Below are 17,641 nucleotides of genomic sequence, written 5' to 3' on the forward strand. Positions count from 1 at the left end.
AATGGACAAACGGGGCCAAAAGGCCTAGTGGTCAGGCTTTTCGGACCCGGTCCAGCACGCTCGTGATCGACTCGCGCAACGCGGCCGCGGCGTCCCCGAGCAGTGACGGCGGGGACGGCTCAACCGGTGCGGGGTCGTCCTCGGCGTCCAGTTCCAGCAACGCCTTGACGACCGCGACGACGACGTCGGGGTGGCCGAGCGGGACGGCGTCGCGCACGATGACGCGGATGTCGGCTTCCTGGCCGGTGGTGCGGTCCGGGCCCTCCTCGGGGTCGACGAGGAGCACCGACCGCACCAGGCCGCGGTACTTGTCCGCCAGGTAGAGCGCGCTGGCCGCCGCCGGGCCTCCGGTCAGCAGGTGCACGGGCACGTCGCGGCCCTGGAACTCGGCCAGCAGGTCGGACACCTCGCGCCACGGGCCGTCGGCCGCGGGCAGCCTGCACCAGAGCACTTGGAGGTGCTCCACGAGCGGCCGCCATGCGGCCGGGAGGTCACCGTGCCTGCCGCCCCCGTCGGGGTCGAGCACGAAGACGGCGGGCGCGTCGCGCGGACCCGCCCACAGCGCGGAAGGGCCTGCCGATCGGGTCTCGTCGACATCGCTCATGATCGGGTGTTACCCGGTGGCGGTGGCTTCAACCATCGATTCGACCATGTAGACCGTGTACGCGGCGCGGATGATGGGCTGCGCCACGTTGCGGACCCGCACCCCGCCGGGGGTGATGCCGTGTTCGGTGCCGAAGTGCGCGTGGCCGTGGATCGCCAGGTCGGTGCCGGTGGCGTCGATCGCCTCGCCCAGCAGGTAAGACCCGAGGAACGGGTAGATCTCCGGCGGCTCGCCGCGCAGCGTGTCCGGTACGGGCGAGTAGTGGGTCAGCGCGACCTTGACGTCCGCCTCGACCGACGCGAGCGCGGCCCGCAGGTGTTCCGACACCTCGATGGTGTGGCCCACGAACGACTTCATCTCGCGCTCGCCGAAGTTGCTGCCGCACTTGCCCGCGAAACCGCCGCCGAAGCCCTTCACACCGGCGATGCCGACGCTCTCCTCGCCGATCCGGAACGTCACGGCGTCGCCCTCGAGGACGTGCAGGCCGCTGTCGGACAGCAGCTTCGCGATCTCCACCTGCTGGTCGCTGTGGTGGTCGTGGTTGCCCAGCACCGCGACGACCGGCACCGGCAGGTCCGCGAACTCGTCCGCGACGACCTGCGCCTCCTCCAGCGTGCCGTGCCGGGTGAGGTCACCGGCCAGCAGCAGGACGTCGGCGTGCTCCCCCACGTTCTCCAGCGCCGGGCGCATCCGGCCCCGCGCGTCCTTGCCGAGGTGCACGTCGCCGACGGCGGCGATGCGGATCATCGCAGGTCCTCGCTTCCCTCGGGTTCGGCCACGCTGACGACGCGCACGTCGTCCACCACCCGCAGGTCCGGCGCGATCTCGTGCACCACGGCCTCCAGTTCCGCACGCCGTTCGGCGCACGCCACGTCTCCGGACAGCAGCACGTTGTCCCCGCGCACGGTCACCCGCACGCCGAGTTCGGTCGTGCGCGGGTCTTCCGCGATCGCTCGGCGCAACCGCGCGGACAGGTAGGGCTCGGTGGTCATGACGCGTTCCTCCGGACACTGGTCAGTTGGGGCGTCACCAGGTCGAGTCGCTCGACCAGGACGAGGAAGGCCTGCGCGTACGGCGAGTCCTCAGTGGACTCCCGCACCTTCGGCCAGTCGATCTGCTCCCGCAGCGCCCGCGCGAACGGCAGCAGTTCGCTGAAGTCGCAGCGGTGGCCGTCGAGCACGAGCAGCTTGCTGATCATCACCTCGGTCGCGGGCATGACCGGGAGCGACACCGAGCTGACGGCCAGCTCCTCGGCGTGGTCCAGGATCGCGTCGGTGACGGGGATTTCGTTCGGGCGGTGCAGCAGGTCGACGAGGCAGTCGCCGTCGTAGACCTTGAGCAGCCAGTTCTCCGGCGCGTCGGCGGCGCGGCACCCGGCGGACACGAGGGCGGAGCGCGCGGTGTGCGCGTCCTCCTCCTTCACCAGGAGGTCCACGTCGTGCTCGGTCGCGGGACCGCCACGCGCGTACACGGCGCACCCGCCGGTCAACGCGAAGCGGATGTCGGCGGCGCGCAACGCGTTCGCCACCTTGACAAGGGTGCGCAGCAGTTCGTCCTGGACTCCGCTCATGATCTGTGGCTACCCGAGGGGCCCTGGGTTCTAACTAGTCCACTCGGGGTACTCGACGGTCATGAGCGCCACTCCTCCCGACCCGGACCCGTACCGCACGCCCGGCCTCGAACGAGGTGGTGGCGTGAATCCAGGAGACACCCCGCCCGACTCCGCGCAGACCCCGGCGGGCCCCAAGGACCCGCCGATCCCGTCCCGCGCGATCGGCCCGGTGGTGCTGGTGATCATCGTCGTGATGACCCTGCTGGTGGTGGGGTTCGTGGTCGCCGAGGTGTTGAACTGGTCGACGCTCTTCTAGTCCTCGCTCCGGTCCGGCGCCAGCGGCGGGCTCTGCGGCAGACCGTCCTGCTCCCCCATGCCCACCAGCAGTTCCCGCACCACGTCGCGGGAGTTGCGGGTGGGCTTCCACCCCAGTTCGGTGCGGGCCCTGTCGGTCGACAGGATGGGCGCGCCCAACGCCAGGTCCACCCATCCGGGTGATGTGGGTTGGGCGTGCAGCCTCCACGTCGCGGCGGCCAGTCCACGCAGGACGGACGCGGGGATCGGAACGTGCCGCGCACCCACCAGTTCGGCGAGGTCGCGCGGGCCGACCACCGGTTCCGCGGCGATGTTGACCGCGCCCGGCAGCCGGGTTTCGAGCACCCGCACGATCGCGTGGGCGACGTCGTCGGCGTGCACGAACTGCAGCACCAGCCCCGAGGGCAGCGGGAGCACCGGAACGCGGCCCGAGACCGCAAAGCGGAGCATCGCCGGGCGGACGATCGGACCGAGGAAGAAGCGCTTGATCTCGGACGCGGCGTCGGCCTGCATGATGAGGCCGGGGCGCAGCCGGGAGGTCGTGAGGTGCCGGTTGTCGCGCTCGACGTCGTCGAGCAACCGTTCCGCGGTGGACTTGTGCCTGCTGTAGGACGAAGATGCGATGCCGCCGACCGGCCAGCGCTCGTCGACCCGCCGCGACTTGTCCGCCCGCGTGTACGCGCCGACGGAGGACATGTGCACCAGGTGCGGGACGCGGGCGCCGACGGCGGCGGCGAACACGCGCTTGGTGCCCATGACGTTGGTGCGGTGCAGCGCGCGCTCGTCCCGGCTCGGCTGGATGAGCCAGGCCAGGTGGACGACCGCGTCGGCGCCGAGCATCAGGTCCGCGAGCGGCTCCTCGGCCCCTGGCGTGCCGATGTCGATCGCCGCCCACTTCGCCCGCGAGTACGGCGGTCGCCCGGCGGGGGCCCGCCGGGCGACCGCCGTCACCTCGACGTCGGGAGGGAGGGCGCGCAGCAGCGCCGTTCCGACGTTGCCGCTGGCGCCGGTGACCACGATCCTCATGCGGAGGCCGGGTTTCCGGCGGACGCGACCATGCTCGGATCAGCCGTTGCCGAGCTGTCCGGTGACTTCTCCGCCGTGCGTTCCGCATTCACAGTCCGCATACCCCACTCCTCAGTTCAGTCCACACTGCGCACGACGACCGGGTCGAGCCCGTCGTCCGGGTCGCCCGCCCAGCAGACCCACTCGTCCGGGTCCCGTGCGATCGGGATCATCGGCGCCCACATCCCGTGTCCGCCGAACCGCGCTTCGCCGGTGGGCGCCTGGCCTGTCCTCTCAACGATCTCCACGTGTCCCTCTCCGTTTTCTCCGCGCACGGGAACGCCCTCCTGCCGACGGGAGGTCGGCAGGAGGGCGTCACCGCGTCAACGAGGTCATACCGGTGGGGTACCCACCTTCAGCCGCGCGACACCGTCAGATCCCGTGCGGCGGCGTAGGCGGTCCGAACGGCAGGAGTGGAATCGGCCTCGTAACTCGTGGTGCTCAGGGCCTCACCCCAATGGGGCGGGGCTTCCGCGCCGCCGACCGCCCAGGCGGCCTGGCGGGCGGCGCCGTCCGCGACGTACTCGCCGGGGGCGGGCACGAGGACGGGGCAGCCGAACACGGCGGGCGCGATCTCCCGCACCGCGGGCGACTGCGCGCCGCCGCCGATGAGGAGCACCCGGCTGATGGGCGTGCCGACGGCGGCCAGCGCGTCGATCGCGTCGGCCAGGCTGCACAGCATCCCCTCCACCGCGGCCCGCGCGAAGTGCGCGGGGGTCGCGGTGTCCAGGCGCAGACCGTGCAGCGCGCCGGTCGAGTCCGGCTTGTTCGGCGTGCGCTCGCCTTCCAGGTACGGCACCAGGACGAGGCCGTCGGTGTCCGGGATGGACAGTGCCAGCCGGGACAGCTCGGCCAGGTCCACGCCGAGCACCCTGGCCGTCGCGTCGAGCACCCTGGAGGCGTTCAGCGTGCAGACCAGCGGTAGGAACGTGCCCTCGGCGTCGGCGAACCCGCTCACCAGACCCGAGACGTCCGCCGACGGGTGCGGCGAGCGCGCGAACGCCGTGCCGGACGTGCCGATGGAGACGATGACGTCGCCGGGACCGACCTGGACGCCCAGGGCGGCACCGGCGTTGTCACCGGCACCGGCCCCGAGGACCGCGCCGCCCGCCGTCGTGCCCGCGTGCTCGGCCGGGCCGAGCACGCGGGGCAGCACCGGCCGCTTGCCCAGCGCGAGGTCGAGCAGGTCGAGGCGGTACTCACCGGTGGACGGCGACCAGTACCCGGTGCCGCTGGCGTCGCTGCGGTCGGTGACCAGGGCGTCGAGCCCCGGCGCGCCCGCGAGCTTCCAGGTCAGCCAGTCGTGCGGCAGGCACACCGCGGCGACCCGCGCGGCGTTCTCCGGCTCGTGCTCGGCGAGCCACCGCAGCTTCGTCACGGTGAGCGCGGCGACCGGCACGCTGCCGACCGCCCGCGCCCACTCCTCCGGGCCGCCCAACTCCCCGGTCAGGGCCGTCGCGGCGGTCGCCGACCGGGTGTCGTTCCACAGCAGCGCGGGGCGCACCACCTCGCCGTCGGCGTCGAGGCACACCATGCCGTGCTGCTGGGCCGCCACGGACACCCCGGCGACGTCGTCGAGGCCACCCGCGGCCTCGACGGCCTCGCCGAGCGCGGTCCACCACGCCGCCGGGTCGACCTGGGTCCCCGACGGGTGCGCGGCCCTGCCTTCGCGGACGAGCGCACCCGTCCCGGCGTCGCGGACGACGACCTTGCAGGACTGGGTGGAGGAGTCGATCCCGGCGACGAGCATTATCAGCGAGCTCCCAGGAGGTGTTCGAGCGCCAACTGCGACAAGTGCACGAAACCGTAACCCTGCGCGCCCGCCGCGTCCACGTCGAACTCCTCGAACGCGGACTTGTCCTCGAGCAGGTTCTGCACCGTTTCACCACGTGAGAGCGTCGGCAGCCCCAGCTCGGCCACCTTGGCCGCGGCCAGCGCCTCCTGCACCTCGGGGTCGGCGCGGAAAGCGGCCGCGCGCTCCTTCAGCAGCAGGTAGGTGCGCATGTTCGCGGCGGCGCTGGACCACACGCCGTCCATGTCCTCGGTGCGCAGCGGCTTGTAGTCGAAGTGCCGCGGACCGTCGTAGCCGCCGTTCTCCAGCAGGTCGACGAGGAAGAACGCCGACAGCACGTCGCCGTGGCCGAAGATCAGGTCCTGGTCGAAGCGGGGGCCGTGCTGGCCGTTGAGGTCGATGTGGAAGAGCTTGCCCTGCCACAGCGCCTGCGAGATGCCGTGCACGAAGTTCAGGCCCGCCATCTGCTCGTGCCCGACCTCCGGGTTCACGCCGACCAGCTCGTGGTGCTCCAGCGTGGAGATGAACGCCAGCGCGTGCCCGATCGTGGGCAGCAGGATGTCGCCGCGCGGCTCGTTCGGCTTGGGCTCCAGCGCGAACCGGATGCCGTAGCCCTTGTCGATCGAGTACTGCGCCAGCGTGTCGAGCGCCTCGCGGTAGCGGTCGAGCGCGAACCGCACGTCCTTGGCCGCGTCGGTCTCCGACCCCTCGCGACCGCCCCAGAGCACGAACGTCTTCGCGCCCAGCTCGGCGGCCAGGTCGAGGTTGCGCAGCACCTTGCGCAGCGCGTACCGGCGCACGCCGCGGTCGTTGCTGGTGAAGCCGCCGTCCTTGAACACCGGGTGGGTGAACAGGTTGGTGGTCACCATCGGCACGGTGACGCCGGTCTCGTCCAGCGCGTCCTTGAACAGCGAGATCTTCTTGTCGCGCTCGCCCGACTCGGTGCCGAAGGGCACCAGGTCGTCATCGTGGAACGTGACGCCCCAGGCGCCCAGCTCGGCGAGCTTGTGGACGGCGTGCACCGGGTCGAGCGCGGGACGGGTCGCCTCGCCGAACGGGTCCTGCGCACGCCAGCCGACCGTCCACAGGCCGAAGCTGAACCGGTCCGCACGAGTTGGCTGCTCCGCCACGGGTCCTCCTCCAATAAGTTTGATGCCTAAACTTATAGCGCGTTCGTCGGCAGGTCAACGTTTTCGCCACGCCGTCCAACGGCTACCATCCCCCGGTGTCCTCACCGCGGCCAGCCGGGCAGCACACCGTTCGCAGGCACAACAGCGCCCTCGTGCTCAACGCCATCGCCGATCCGTCCGGGCACTCGCGCGCGGAGATCGCCGCGCGGACCGGCCTCACCAAGGCCACCGTCTCGAGCCTCGTCGACCGGATGATCGGCGCGAACCTGGTGGTCGAGGGCGCGGCGGCGGTCCGCACCGGCCCCGGCAGGCGCGGCACCGCCCTGTTCCTCGCCCCCGACGGCCCCCACGGCCTCGGCGTGGAGATCGGCGTCGACTACCTCGCGACCTGCCTGATCGACCTCACCGGCGAGGTCCGCGCCCGCTGGATCCAGTCCGCCGACAACCGCGTCCTGTCACCCGCGCGCGTCCTGTCCCGCGTGACCAAGGCGGTCAGGACGGCGTTGGCCGAAGCCGACCGCATGGGCGTGCGCGTGGGCGGCATGGGCGTGGCCGTACCCGGTCTGGTCGAGTCCGCGACCGGCATCCTCCGGGTCGCCCCCAACCTCGGGTGGCGCGAGGTCGACGTGCGCGGTGAACTGCGCAGACGTGCCGGCCTCGACGACATCCCGGTGCTCGTCGGCAACGAGGCCAACTTCGCCGCGCTCGCCGAGCTGTGGCAGGGCGGCGGCCTCCGCGACTTCGTGCACGTGTCCGGCGAGATCGGCATCGGCGCGGGCATCGTCGTCGACGGCGGCCTCTTCGAAGGCGTGTCGGGTTTCGGCGGCGAGATCGGCCACATGATGGTCGATCCGCGCGGCCCCGAGTGCGCCTGCGGATCACGCGGCTGCCTGGAACGCATGGCGGGCCAGGAGGAGATCCTCCGCCAGGCGGGCGTGCTCGACGACCGCGCGCCGGAAGAGTTGATCACCGACCTGCTCGACCGGCTGGCCCAGCGCGACCGCAAGTCGATCGCGGCCACCCGGTCGGCGGCGCGGTGGATCGGGATCGCGCTGTCCGGCGTGGTGAACCTGCTGGACCTGCCGGTCGTCGTGCTGGGCGGTACTTACGCGCGGTTGGCGCCGTGGTTGTGGGAGCCGTTGCGCGCGGAACTGGCTCAGCGCGTGGTGAGCGCGGCCTGGTCGCCGGTCGAGGTGACGGCGTCGACGTTGGGGGCCGAGGCGGCGGTTCGGGGTGCGGCGGGGTCGGCCGTGAGGGCGATCCTGGCGGATCCGGACCCCTTCATCACCGCCGCCCTGATCTGACCTGCCGTTCACCGCGAATCCGAGCGCGCCCGCTTCTTGTTCGGCCGACTTCACTCGGGGTTTTCGGCCCTACCCTCGCGGCGGCGGGCAGGTCACCACCACCTGCCCTTTCAGATCGCCGAGGGCCGAAAAGAGGGGCCCCCAGTCAAGTCGGCCGAACCCGGAGATCGGCGGGCACCGCTACCCGATTTCGAGCAGGCTGCCCCGCAGGCCCCTACCGGTAGGTGCCGGTGTACTCCGCCCATTTTCGATGCCCACCCACCCAGCGGCGCAGCAGTGCGACGTAGTCGCGGACCTGTTCGTCGACCGGTGGGCCGAATGACGGCAACTCCTCCGCCCTGCGGACGAAGTCGCGCACCTCGCCGTCGTGGATCTCGACGGCGCGGTCGACGGCCTGGTCGAGCACCACGGCCTGGGCGCGCATGGTGACCAGTACGAGGTTGTGGACGCCGCCGCGGGCGATTTCCGCGCGGTGGGCGTAGAGGTCTCGTGCGTACCCCACGATCCGACAAGCCGTGGCGGCGAGTTCGCGCAGGGCCGAGTGCTCGCGTACCGGTGGGGGTAGGTCGATGCCGTCGACGGGGCCCGCGAAGTGGAACATCGGGTGCAGTCCGATGGTCAGTTCGCAGACCTCCGCGTGCGCCTCGGGTGTGGGCACCGTGCCGTGGTGCTCGTCGAGTGACGAGCGGGTGATGGCGTCGAACATCCGCCCGACCTCGACGGCGAATCCCTCCACCCACTCCGCTCCGCCCAGTGCGAGCAGCCTTCCCCTCAGGTCGACCATCGCGCGGACCCGCGGATCCCCTGGAGGTACCGGCTGGTCCCGCAGCACCGCCAGCAGCAGTTCCAGGTCGTCGCCCGACACGCCGTCGTCGCGCAGCAGCGCCGCGAACAGGGCCCAGTCGCCCATCAGCCGCAGCTGCTCGTAGTCCGCCCGCGGGTACCCGTACCCGACCAGGTGTCCGAGTTCCCGTTCGGCCGCCCCGTTCATCGCGTGCGGCGGGAGCAGTCCGACCGAGACCGCCCAGTCGACCGAGTGCTCGGTCACCAGGCCGTCCACGGCGTTCGACTCGGTGTCGAACGCGCACAGCACGAACGGCGGCGAGACCTCCGCACGGGATTCGGGCACGTCGAGTCCGCTGAGTGTGAAAGCGCCTGCGCTCATGGCTGACCCCACCTCCGTTGACTGTTCTCATGGGCCGAGCGGCAGTGACCGGCCACCACTGAAAAATAACGGCGTTTCACAATTTGGGACAACCCCTACCGGCCCCTAGGCCGTACCGGCGGGAATCGGCCACTGGACGTCGTAGCACCAGCTCAGGACAATCGGAGGCGGTGACGAGGAGGTGGGCGGGTGCCGCGTGGGGAACGTCCGCTGGACGACGGTGACACTCCGCTGTTGCGGTTCGCGGCCGATCTGCGGACGCTGAGGGACCGGGCGGGCGGGCGCACCTACCGCCAGCTGGGCACCAGGGCGCACTACTCGGCGACCACGCTCTCCGACGCCGCGGGCGGCCGGAAGCTGCCGAGCCTGGCCGTGACCTTGGCTTATGTGCAGGCGTGCGACGGCGACCCCGACGTGTGGGAGGACCGCTGGCGCGAGGTCGCCGCCGAGGTCGCACCGTCCGAAGCGCGCCCGTCCGACGAGGGCACGCCGCCGTACGCGGGGCTCGCCGCGTTCCAGCCCGAGGACGCACCGTGGTTCTTCGGGCGCGAACGGATGCTCGACGACCTCCTCGCGCGGATGTCCGACCGGCGGCTCGTCGGGGTGTTCGGGGCGTCCGGGGCCGGGAAGTCGTCGCTGCTGCGGGCCGGGCTGGTGCCGCGGATCGCCGAAGGCGCGCTCGACGGCGGGTCGTGCCGGACCACGATCGTCGTCACGCCGTCCGAGCTCGACCTGAGCGCGGAGGTGCTGGACCGGGTCGTCGGCGCGGGCGTGGACGAGCTGGTGCTGGTGGTCGACCAGTTCGAGGAGGTCTTCACCCTCTGCCCCGACCTGGCCGCGCGCACCGCATTCGTCGAGGCGCTGCTGACCGCCTCGCGCACCCGCTGCCGGGTGGTGATCGGGATCCGGGCCGACTTCTACGGCCACTGCGCCCTGCACCCCGGCCTGGTCGAGGCGCTGAGCGACGCCCAGCTGCTGCTCGGGCCGCTGACCGCCGAGGAACTCCGCCAGGTGATCATGCGACCGGCCGCCAAGGCGGGCTGCACCGTGGAGACCGCGCTGGTGACCCGGCTGGTCGCGGACGCGACCGGGCAGGCGGGCGTGCTGCCGCTGGTGTCGCACGCGCTGCTCGAAACGTGGCGGCGAAGACGCGGGACCGCGCTCACCCTGGACGGTTACGAGGCGGCGGGCGGCATCCAGCACGCGCTCACCCGGACCGCCGAACGCACGTACACGGCGCTGGAGACCGACCAGCGCGCCGTGGCGAGGCAGATCTTCCTGCGGCTGACCGCACTGGGCGACGGCACCGAGGACACCAAGCGCAGGCTCACCCGCGGCGAGCTGGACACCCGCGACGTGGACACCCAGGTCGTGCTGGACCGGCTCGCGCACGCGCGGCTGCTGACCCTGGACCAGGACGCCGTCGAGATCGCGCACGAGGTGCTGATCCGCTCGTGGCCGCGGCTGCGGGGCTGGCTGCACGAGAACCGCGAAGGCCTGCGGACGGCCCGGCAGCTGACCGAGGCCGCCGCCACCTGGGACCTGCTGTCCCGCGAACCCGACGCGCTCTACCGCGGCACCCGGCTGGACACCGCCGCCGAGTGGGCCGCCGGTGACGGTGCCCGGCTCAGCACCCGTGAGCAGGAGTTCCTCGACGCCGGCCTGGCCGAGCGGAACCGGGAGCACGCGCTCGCGCTGCGCCGGACCCGCAGGCTGCGGCAGCTCGTGGCGCTGCTGCTGGTGCTGCTCCTGCTGGCGGGCGGCGCGATCGTGCAGACGATCCGCGCCCAGAACGCCGCCGACGAGCAGCGCAACATCGTGGTGGCGCAGCAGATCGCGGGCATGGCGGTGCGGATGCGCGAGACCAACCGGCCGCTCGCCCAGCAGCTCAGCGTCGCCGCGTACCGGTTGGAGAGCACCAGGGAGGTCGTGGACGGGCTGCTGACCACGTCGACCGCGAGCTGGAACCAGCACCTGATCCGCCGGGTGACCCCGCCGACGGAGATCCCGATGGGGCCCGACGGCAGCACGGTCCGCGGCAAGGGGCAGGTGCCGCAGCAGGACACCTCCGGCGACCTCGGCTCGGTGCAGTCGCTCGGCTTCACCCCGGCGGGCCGGGTCCTCGCGACCACGCCCGACGAGCTGTGGGACCTGACCGACGCCGAGAAACCCGTGTTCCTGCACCGCTTCCCGACCCGGATGGCCGCGACCGCGCTGTCCGCGGACGGCGCCTGGCTGGCGACCCTGAACGCCGACGACACCAGCACCATCCGGCTGTGGAAGCTGGACCGCCCCGAGGCCCCGACGTGGTCGTCGACCGTGCCGCACAACGGCATCCGCGGCCGCGAGCTGCGGTTCGACCAGAGCGGCCAGGTGCTCGTCACCATCGACGACGACAGCACCACCACGCTGTGGCGGCTCGACAAGCCGGACGGGCCGCACGAGTTCGGCAGGCTGGCCAGCATCCCGCACATCTCCACGATGGCGCTCTCCCAGGACCGGCGGCTGATGGCGACCGGCGGCGCGGACGGCGCGGTCCGCCTGTGGGACATGACCGACCCGTGGCACCCGGCGGAACTCGCGGAACTGGGCGCGCAGGCCGATCAGGTCCGCGCGCTGGCGTTCTCCAGGGACGGCAAGCACCTCGCCAGCGCCGCAGGCGACCAGACCGTGCGCATGTGGGACGTCGCGGATCCGCGGCAACCGGGCGAACCCGCCACCATCACCGGCCTCACCACGTCCGTGCACACCGCGGTGTTCGAACCCGGCGACAGCGGCGACGACCTGGTCGTCATGACGTCGAGCGGCGACGGCTCCTCCCGCCGCTGGGACTTCGACGTGGAACGCGCCGTCAGCCGCATCTGCGCAAGCAGCCCGGCCCTGACCCGCGAAGACTGGCAGCGCTTCTTCCCAGGCCTCCGCTTCACTCCGCCGTGCGGATGACCTGTGCTGCGGAAACACCCGGAAGAGCAGATACTCACTCGGGTGAGCACCCCTCGTGACGACCGCGCGACCGACCTACACCCCGCAGAACTCGGGGTGCCCGTCGACCCGTCGACGCCGTCGGACGAGCCGACCACCCACCAACCCCCAGCCCTCCCGGACCTCACCGACCCGACTCCGGACTTCGACCCCACCCCGGCGCCAACGCCCGCGCCGCACGTCAAGCTGAAGCCAACCCGGATCAGCGGCACGTGGGTCGCCGTCATCATCGCGATCTTCGTGCTGATCTTCCTACTGGTCTTCATCCTGCAGAACCTCGCAGGCATCACGATCCACTTCCTGGGCGGCGCCTTCACCCTGCCACTCGGCGTGGCACTGCTGTTCGCCGCAATCGGCGGCGCACTGCTGATCGCCCTCATCGGCGCCGCCAGGATCATGCAGCTACGGCGCCAAACCAAACGCGCACTCCGCTAACCCGCACAGCGGCCCAAGCACAACCCACGCCCACAAGCACGGCCCACCGAGCATGACCCACAACCCGCCGAGCACGACCCAGACCCACCACCCACCGAGCGCGCTCGTCCGCCGTGCGGCCGGCTTGACTTGGGGTTTTTGGGCCTACAATTGGTCGGCGGGCATCTCTACCACCTGCCCTTTCAGCCCGACAAGGCCCAAAAAAGGGGCCCCAAGTCAAGCCGGCCGCACCCGGAGACCTTGGATGCGATACCCGGCGACCCAGCACGGCAGGCAGCCACACCCGGTATCAAGCACGGCAGGCAGCGATACCCGTTTTCAAGCACCGCCGCCAGCAACACCCAGCGACCCCCACCCCTAAGCGCTAGCCCTAATCACCAACGACGTGGGCAGCAACAAAGAAGGCGGCAGCCCTTCCTCCCCCGCCAACTCCGCCAACAACCGCCACGTCATCGTCCGCCCCAACTGCTCCACGTCCTGCTTCACCGTCGTCAACGGCGGCACGGCGGTGGACGCCAGCGCCAGGTCGTCGAACCCCACCACCGCGACGTCCTCCGGCACCCGTCGCCCGTTGGCGTGCAACGACTGCAACGCCCCCAGCGCCATGATGTCCGCGGCCACGAACACCCCGTCGATCGTCGGGTCCTTCGCCAGCAGCTCCGACATCGCCGCCGTGCCGCTCTCCGGCGTGAAGTCGCCGTAGGCCACCAGGTCCGACTCCATGTCGGACTCGCTCAGCGCCCGGCGCCACCCGCTCAGCCGGTCCATGCCCACGGCCATGTCCTTCGGCCCGGCGATGGTCGCGATCCGCTTCCGGCCCCCGGTGATGAGGTGCCGGGCGGCTTCCAGTCCGCCGTTGAAGTTGTCCGCGTCCACATAGGGCACACCGGGAGCGCCCAGCGGCCGTCCGCCGACCACTATCGGCAGTCCGGCGTCCGCCAGCGTCCGGGGCAGCGGGTCCTGGCCGTGCAGGCTGATCACCAGCGCGCCGTCCACGTGACCGCCGCACAGGTAGCCGACGAGGTCCTGGGCGTCGTCCTGCTGGCTCATCATCAGCACGAGCTGCACCCGGTGCCCCGCCAGTTCGGCGTGCACGCCGCGCAGCACGCCGGCGAAGAACGGGTCCGACAGCACGCGGCTGCCCTGCTCCGACACGACCAGCGCGATGCAGTTCGTCCGACTGCCCGCCAACGTGCGCGCGGCCTGGTTCGGGCTGTAGCCGAGGCTCAGGACCGCCGCCAGCACGGCCTCGCGGGCCTTGGAACTGACGTACTGCTCGCCGTTGATCACCCTGGACACGGTCGACTTCGAGACCCCCGCTTCGCGGGCGACCTCTTCGATCCGAGCCCCGAGGCGGCGGCCGCGGGCAGCCTCAGTCATGCGGACCCGTACCGCTCACCCGCGCACCCAGGACACCCATGGATCACATGATAGGTCCAAACAACCTCAGGACCAGCAGGACACCCGCTACCGCGACCACACCACCCGACCGGGCCATACCACCCGCCGCACCCCCGCGGTGGCGGGTGGCGGCGGGCGAGGAGGGCGCTTACCTGTCCTCCAGATCCCCCTCGGTCTCCAGGAACACGGCTTGCAGGGCCGCCAGCGTCTCCGGTTCGGGGTGCTCCCACATGCCCCGGCTCGCCGCCTCCAGGAGCCGTTCCGAGATGCCGTGCAGCGCCCACGGGTTGGACTCCGTCATGAACTTCTGGTTCTCCGGGTCCATCACGTAGGTCTCGGCGAGCTTCTCGTACATCCAGTCCGCCACCACGCCGGTGGTCGCGTCGTAGCCGAACAGGTAGTCCACAGTGGCCGCCAGTTCGAACGCGCCCTTGTACCCGTGCTTGCGCATGGCCGACAGCCAGCGCGGGTTCACCACGCGGGCCCGGAAGATCCGCGTGGTCTCCTCGTTCAGCGTCCGCGTCCGCACCGCGTCCGGCCGGGTGCTGTCCCCCACGTACGCGGCGGGCGCCTTGCCCGTCAGCGCGCGGACGGTCGCCACCATGCCGCCGTGGTACTGGAAGTAGTCGTCCGAGTCGGCGATGTCGTGCTCGCGGGTGTCGATGTTCTTGGCCGCCACGGCGATGCGCTTGTACGCCGACTCCATGTCCGGCCGCGCCTGCACGCCGTCGAGTTCACGGCCGTAGGCGTACCCGCCCCACACGGCGTACACCTCGGCCAGGTCGGCGTCGTCGCGCCAGTTCCGGCTGTCGATCAGCGGCAGCAGCCCGGCGCCGTACGCGCCCGGCTTGGACCCGAAGATCCGCATGGTCGCGCGCCGGGCGTCGCCGTGGACCGCCAGGTCCGCCTGCGCGTGCGCCCGGACGTAGTTCGACTCGGCGGGCTCGTCCAGCACCGCGACCAACTGCACCGCGTCGTCCAGCATCGCGACCACGTGCGGGAAGGCGTCGCGGAAGAACCCGCTGATGCGCACGGTCACGTCGATCCGCGGCCTGCCCAGCTCGTCGAGCGGGACGGCCTCCAGGCCGGTGACCCGACGGGACTGCTCGTCCCACACCGGCCGGACGCCCATCAGCGCGAACACCTCGGCGATGTCGTCGCCGGAGGTGCGCATGGCGCTCGTGCCCCACACCGACAGCCCCACCGACGGCGGCCATTCGCCCGTTTCGTCCCGGTACCGCGCCAGCAGCGAGTCCGCCATCGCCTGCCCGGTCTCCCACGCCAGCCGCGACGGGATCGCCTTCGGGTCGACGGAGTAGAAGTTGCGGCCGGTCGGCAGCACGTTGACCAGTCCGCGCAACGGCGACCCGGACGGGCCAGCGGGCACGTAGCCGCCGTCCAGCGCGTGCAGGACGTTGGTCATCTCGTCGGTCGTGCGGGCGAGCCGGGGCACGATCTCGTCGGCCGCGAACTCGAGGATCCGGGCCACCTGCTCGGAGTCGGTGAGCCCGCTCGCCGCCTCCCGCGCCCAGCCCGCGTCCTCCATGCCCTGGACGAGGGCTCGCGCGGTGGCCTCGACGTCGTCGGTGGCGGTTCGGGTTTCCGAACCGTCCTCGTTGAGCCCCAGCGCTTCGCGCAGTCCGGGCAGCGCGGCCACCTGACCCGCCCACATCTGCTTCGCCTGGAGCATCGCCAGCACGAGGCCGACGCGGGCGTCGCCGGTCGGGGCCTCGCCGAGGATGTGCAGGCCGTCGCGGATCTGCACGTCCTTGATCTCGCACAGCCAGCCGTCGACGTGCAGGATGAACTCGTCGAACTCGGCGTCGTGCGGCCGGTCCGCCAGCCCGAGGTCGTGGTCGAGCTTGGCGGCCTGGATGAGGGTCCAGATCTGCGCGCGGATCGCGGGCAGCTTCGCCGGGTCCATCGCGGCGATGTTGCCGTGCTCGTCGAGCAGCTGCTCCAACCGCGCGATGTCGCCGTAGCTGTCCGCGCGCGCCATCGGCGGCACCATGTGGTCCACCAGCGTGGCGTGCGCGCGCCGCTTGGCCTGCGTGCCCTCGCCGGGGTCGTTGACGAGGAACGGGTAGATCAGCGGGAGGTCGCCCAGCGCCGCGTCGGTGCCGCAGCCCGCGGACATGCCGACGGTCTTGCCCGGCAGCCACTCCAGGTTGCCGTGCTTGCCCACGTGGACGACGGCGTGCGCGCCGAAGTCGTCGGCCAGCCAGCGGTAGGCGGCCAGGTAGTGGTGGCTGGGCGGCAGGTCGGGGTCGTGGTAGATCGCGATCGGGTTCTCGCCGAAGCCGCGCGGCGGCTGGACCATCACCACGACGTTGCCCGCCCGCAGCGCCGCCAGCACGATCTCGCCGTCGGCGTCGTGCGACCGGTCCACGAACAGCTCGCCGGGCGCCTGGCCCCAGTGCCGCTCCATCTCCGCGCGGGTGTCCTCGGGGAGGGTGGCGAAGAAGTCGCGGTACCGGGCAGCGGTCATCCGGACCGGGTTGCCGGTGAACTGCTCCTCGGTCAGCCAGTCCGGGTCCTGCCCGCCCGCGGCGATCAGCGCGTGGATGAGCGCGTCGCCGTCGAGCTGCTCGACGCCGGGCAGTTCACCGGGCGCGCCGATGTCGTACCCCTGCTCCCGCAACGCGGTCAGCAGCCGGACGACGCTGGCCGGGGTGTCCAGGCCGACGGCGTTGCCGATGCGCGAGTGCTTCGTCGGGTAGGCCGACAGCATCACGGCGATCTTGCGCTCGGATGGCGGGGTGTGGCGCAGCCGGGCGTGGCCCAGCGCGATGCCCGCGACCCGCGCCGCGCGTTCCGGGTCGGCGACGTAGACGGTCAGGCCGTCCTCGTCGATCTCTTTGAAGGAGAAGGGGACCGTGATGATCCGGCCGTCGAACTCGGGGATCGCGACCTGGGTCGCGGTGTCCAGCGGCGAGAGCCCGTCGTCGCTCTCGTCCCATGCCGCGCGGCTGCTGGTGAGGCAGAGCCCTTGCAGGATCGGCACGTCCAGCGCGGCCAGCGCGCCGACGTCCCACGCCTCGTCCTCGCCACCGGCGCCCACGGTCGCGGGCTTGCTGCCGCCCGCGGCCAGCACGGTGACGACCAGCGTGTCCGCCTTGCCCAGCACGGCCAGCAGCTCCGCCTCCGCGGTGCGCAGCGACGAGCAGTACACCGGCAGCGCGAGGCCGCCCTTGGCCTCGATCTGGTCGCACAGCTCGTGCACGAAGGCGACGTTCCCGGCGACGTGGTGGGCGCGGTAGTAGAGCACCGCGACGGTCGGGCCGCCGGTGGTCTTGCCCTCGGTGATGGGCACGGGGCGTTCCAGCAGACCCCAGTTCGGCGCCGGGACGGGCGGCGCGAAGCCGTTGCCGGTCAGCAGGATCGTGTCGGAGAGGAAGTTGTGCAGCTCCGCGAGGTTCGCCGCGCCGCCGTGCGCGAGGTAGGCGTGGGCCTCCGCGCACACCCCGCCGGGCACGGTGGACAGCTCCATCAGCGGGGCGTCGGGGTTCTGCTCACCGCCGAGCACCACCACGGGACGTTGGCCGGCCAACAGGGCGTCCAGCCCTTCCTCCCACATCCGGCGGCCGCCGAGGATGCGCACGACGATCACGTCCGCGCCCTCGACCAGCTCGGACAGGTCCTCCACGCCCAGGCGCGACGGGTTGGCGAGCCGGTAGTCGGCACCACTGGCCCGCGCTGACAGCAGGTCGGTGTCGGAGGTCGACAGCAGCAGGATCACGCGAAAGCTCCACTCCGGGGTCCGCGCCCCAAGTCGTCGGCACACGGCGGAGCGGAGTTCCTGGCTCCCGGATCGCTCCGGTGACAGTGGCGGGACCGCGTCGGACTTCCACCGACTTCCTCGCTGCTTCGCCGTTCGGCCTGACAGTACAGCCGTC

General features: G+C 71.8%; 15 protein-coding genes and 1 riboswitch. Of the genes, 4 read left to right on the forward strand and 11 right to left on the reverse strand.

What is annotated here, in order from left to right:
* Positions 1-31: 31 nt before the first annotated feature.
* The 4 genes from RM788_RS12715 to RM788_RS12730 are packed head-to-tail and all read right to left on the reverse strand — an operon-like array spanning position 32 to position 2,174.
* Complete coding sequence (locus tag RM788_RS12715; RefSeq protein WP_315931836.1) at positions 32-604, reverse strand: hypothetical protein; 573 nt, start codon at positions 602-604, stop codon at positions 32-34.
* 9 nt (positions 605-613) lie between these two features.
* Complete coding sequence (locus RM788_RS12720; protein ID WP_315931837.1) at positions 614-1,351, reverse strand: metallophosphoesterase family protein; 738 nt, start codon at positions 1,349-1,351, stop codon at positions 614-616.
* Positions 1,348-1,596, reverse strand: coding sequence for a BON domain-containing protein (locus tag RM788_RS12725; protein ID WP_315931838.1), 249 nt, complete (start codon positions 1,594-1,596; stop codon positions 1,348-1,350). The genes RM788_RS12720 and RM788_RS12725 overlap by 4 nt, the downstream gene beginning before the upstream one ends.
* The gene (locus RM788_RS12730; protein ID WP_315931839.1) at positions 1,593-2,174 is read right to left on the reverse strand and encodes a nucleotidyltransferase; all 582 of its coding nucleotides are present in this window, start codon (positions 2,172-2,174) and stop codon (positions 1,593-1,595) included. Before RM788_RS12730 ends, RM788_RS12725 begins: the two co-directional genes overlap by 4 nt.
* 61 nt (positions 2,175-2,235) lie before the next feature.
* On the opposite strand from RM788_RS12730, the gene RM788_RS12735 reads away from it, so the two are divergent.
* Entirely contained in the window at positions 2,236-2,472 is a 237-nt protein-coding gene (locus RM788_RS12735) for a DUF6480 family protein (protein WP_315931840.1), read from the forward strand.
* Here RM788_RS12735 and RM788_RS12740 read toward each other — a convergent pair.
* The 4 genes from RM788_RS12740 to xylA form a co-directional block, all read right to left on the reverse strand.
* Positions 2,469-3,497: an NAD-dependent epimerase/dehydratase family protein gene (locus RM788_RS12740; protein WP_315931841.1), complete on the reverse strand. Its 1,029-nt coding sequence runs from the start codon at positions 3,495-3,497 to the stop codon at positions 2,469-2,471. The genes RM788_RS12735 and RM788_RS12740 overlap by 4 nt on opposite strands.
* A 116-nt stretch (positions 3,498-3,613) precedes the next feature.
* Positions 3,614-3,784 (reverse strand): hypothetical protein, encoded by a 171-nt coding sequence (locus RM788_RS12745; RefSeq protein ID WP_315931842.1) that lies wholly within the window; start codon positions 3,782-3,784, stop codon positions 3,614-3,616.
* A 107-nt stretch (positions 3,785-3,891) separates the two neighbouring features.
* Entirely contained in the window at positions 3,892-5,286 is a 1,395-nt protein-coding gene (gene xylB, locus RM788_RS12750) for a xylulokinase (protein WP_315931843.1), read from the reverse strand.
* 2 nt (positions 5,287-5,288) lie between these two features.
* The gene (gene xylA, locus RM788_RS12755) at positions 5,289-6,458 is read right to left on the reverse strand and encodes a xylose isomerase (protein WP_315931844.1); all 1,170 of its coding nucleotides are present in this window, start codon (positions 6,456-6,458) and stop codon (positions 5,289-5,291) included.
* A gap of 95 nt (positions 6,459-6,553) precedes the next feature.
* Between xylA and RM788_RS12760 the strand changes: the two genes are divergently transcribed.
* Entirely contained in the window at positions 6,554-7,762 is a 1,209-nt protein-coding gene (locus tag RM788_RS12760) for an ROK family protein (protein ID WP_315931845.1), read from the forward strand.
* Positions 7,763-7,976: 214 nt separating this feature from the next.
* On the opposite strand, the gene RM788_RS12765 is transcribed toward RM788_RS12760, so the two are convergent.
* A complete protein-coding gene (locus RM788_RS12765) occupies positions 7,977-8,927 on the reverse strand; it encodes a terpene synthase family protein (RefSeq protein WP_315931846.1) in 951 nt (316 codons plus the stop codon).
* A 189-nt stretch (positions 8,928-9,116) separates the two neighbouring features.
* Between RM788_RS12765 and RM788_RS12770 the strand changes: the two genes are divergently transcribed.
* Entirely contained in the window at positions 9,117-11,870 is a 2,754-nt protein-coding gene (locus RM788_RS12770; protein WP_315931847.1) for an nSTAND1 domain-containing NTPase, read from the forward strand.
* A gap of 42 nt (positions 11,871-11,912) precedes the next feature.
* Positions 11,913-12,344 carry a LapA family protein gene (locus tag RM788_RS12775; protein WP_315931848.1) on the forward strand — a complete coding sequence of 144 codons (432 nt, stop codon included), beginning with the start codon at positions 11,913-11,915 and terminating at the stop codon, positions 12,342-12,344.
* Positions 12,345-12,701: 357 nt separating this feature from the next.
* On the opposite strand, the gene RM788_RS12780 is transcribed toward RM788_RS12775, so the two are convergent.
* Both RM788_RS12780 and cobN read right to left on the reverse strand, forming a co-directional pair.
* A complete protein-coding gene (locus RM788_RS12780; RefSeq protein ID WP_315931849.1) occupies positions 12,702-13,724 on the reverse strand; it encodes a LacI family DNA-binding transcriptional regulator in 1,023 nt (340 codons plus the stop codon).
* A gap of 169 nt (positions 13,725-13,893) precedes the next feature.
* Positions 13,894-17,484, reverse strand: a complete 3,591-nt coding sequence (gene cobN / locus RM788_RS12785) for a cobaltochelatase subunit CobN (protein ID WP_315931850.1) — start codon at positions 17,482-17,484, stop codon at positions 13,894-13,896.
* Between the two features lie 54 nt (positions 17,485-17,538).
* Positions 17,539-17,606, reverse strand: a riboswitch (cobalamin riboswitch).
* Positions 17,607-17,641: the final 35 nt, after the last annotated feature.

The sequence above is a fragment of the Umezawaea sp. Da 62-37 genome (assembly GCF_032460545.1).
In the GTDB taxonomy this organism is placed as follows: Bacteria; Actinomycetota; Actinomycetes; order Mycobacteriales; family Pseudonocardiaceae; genus Umezawaea.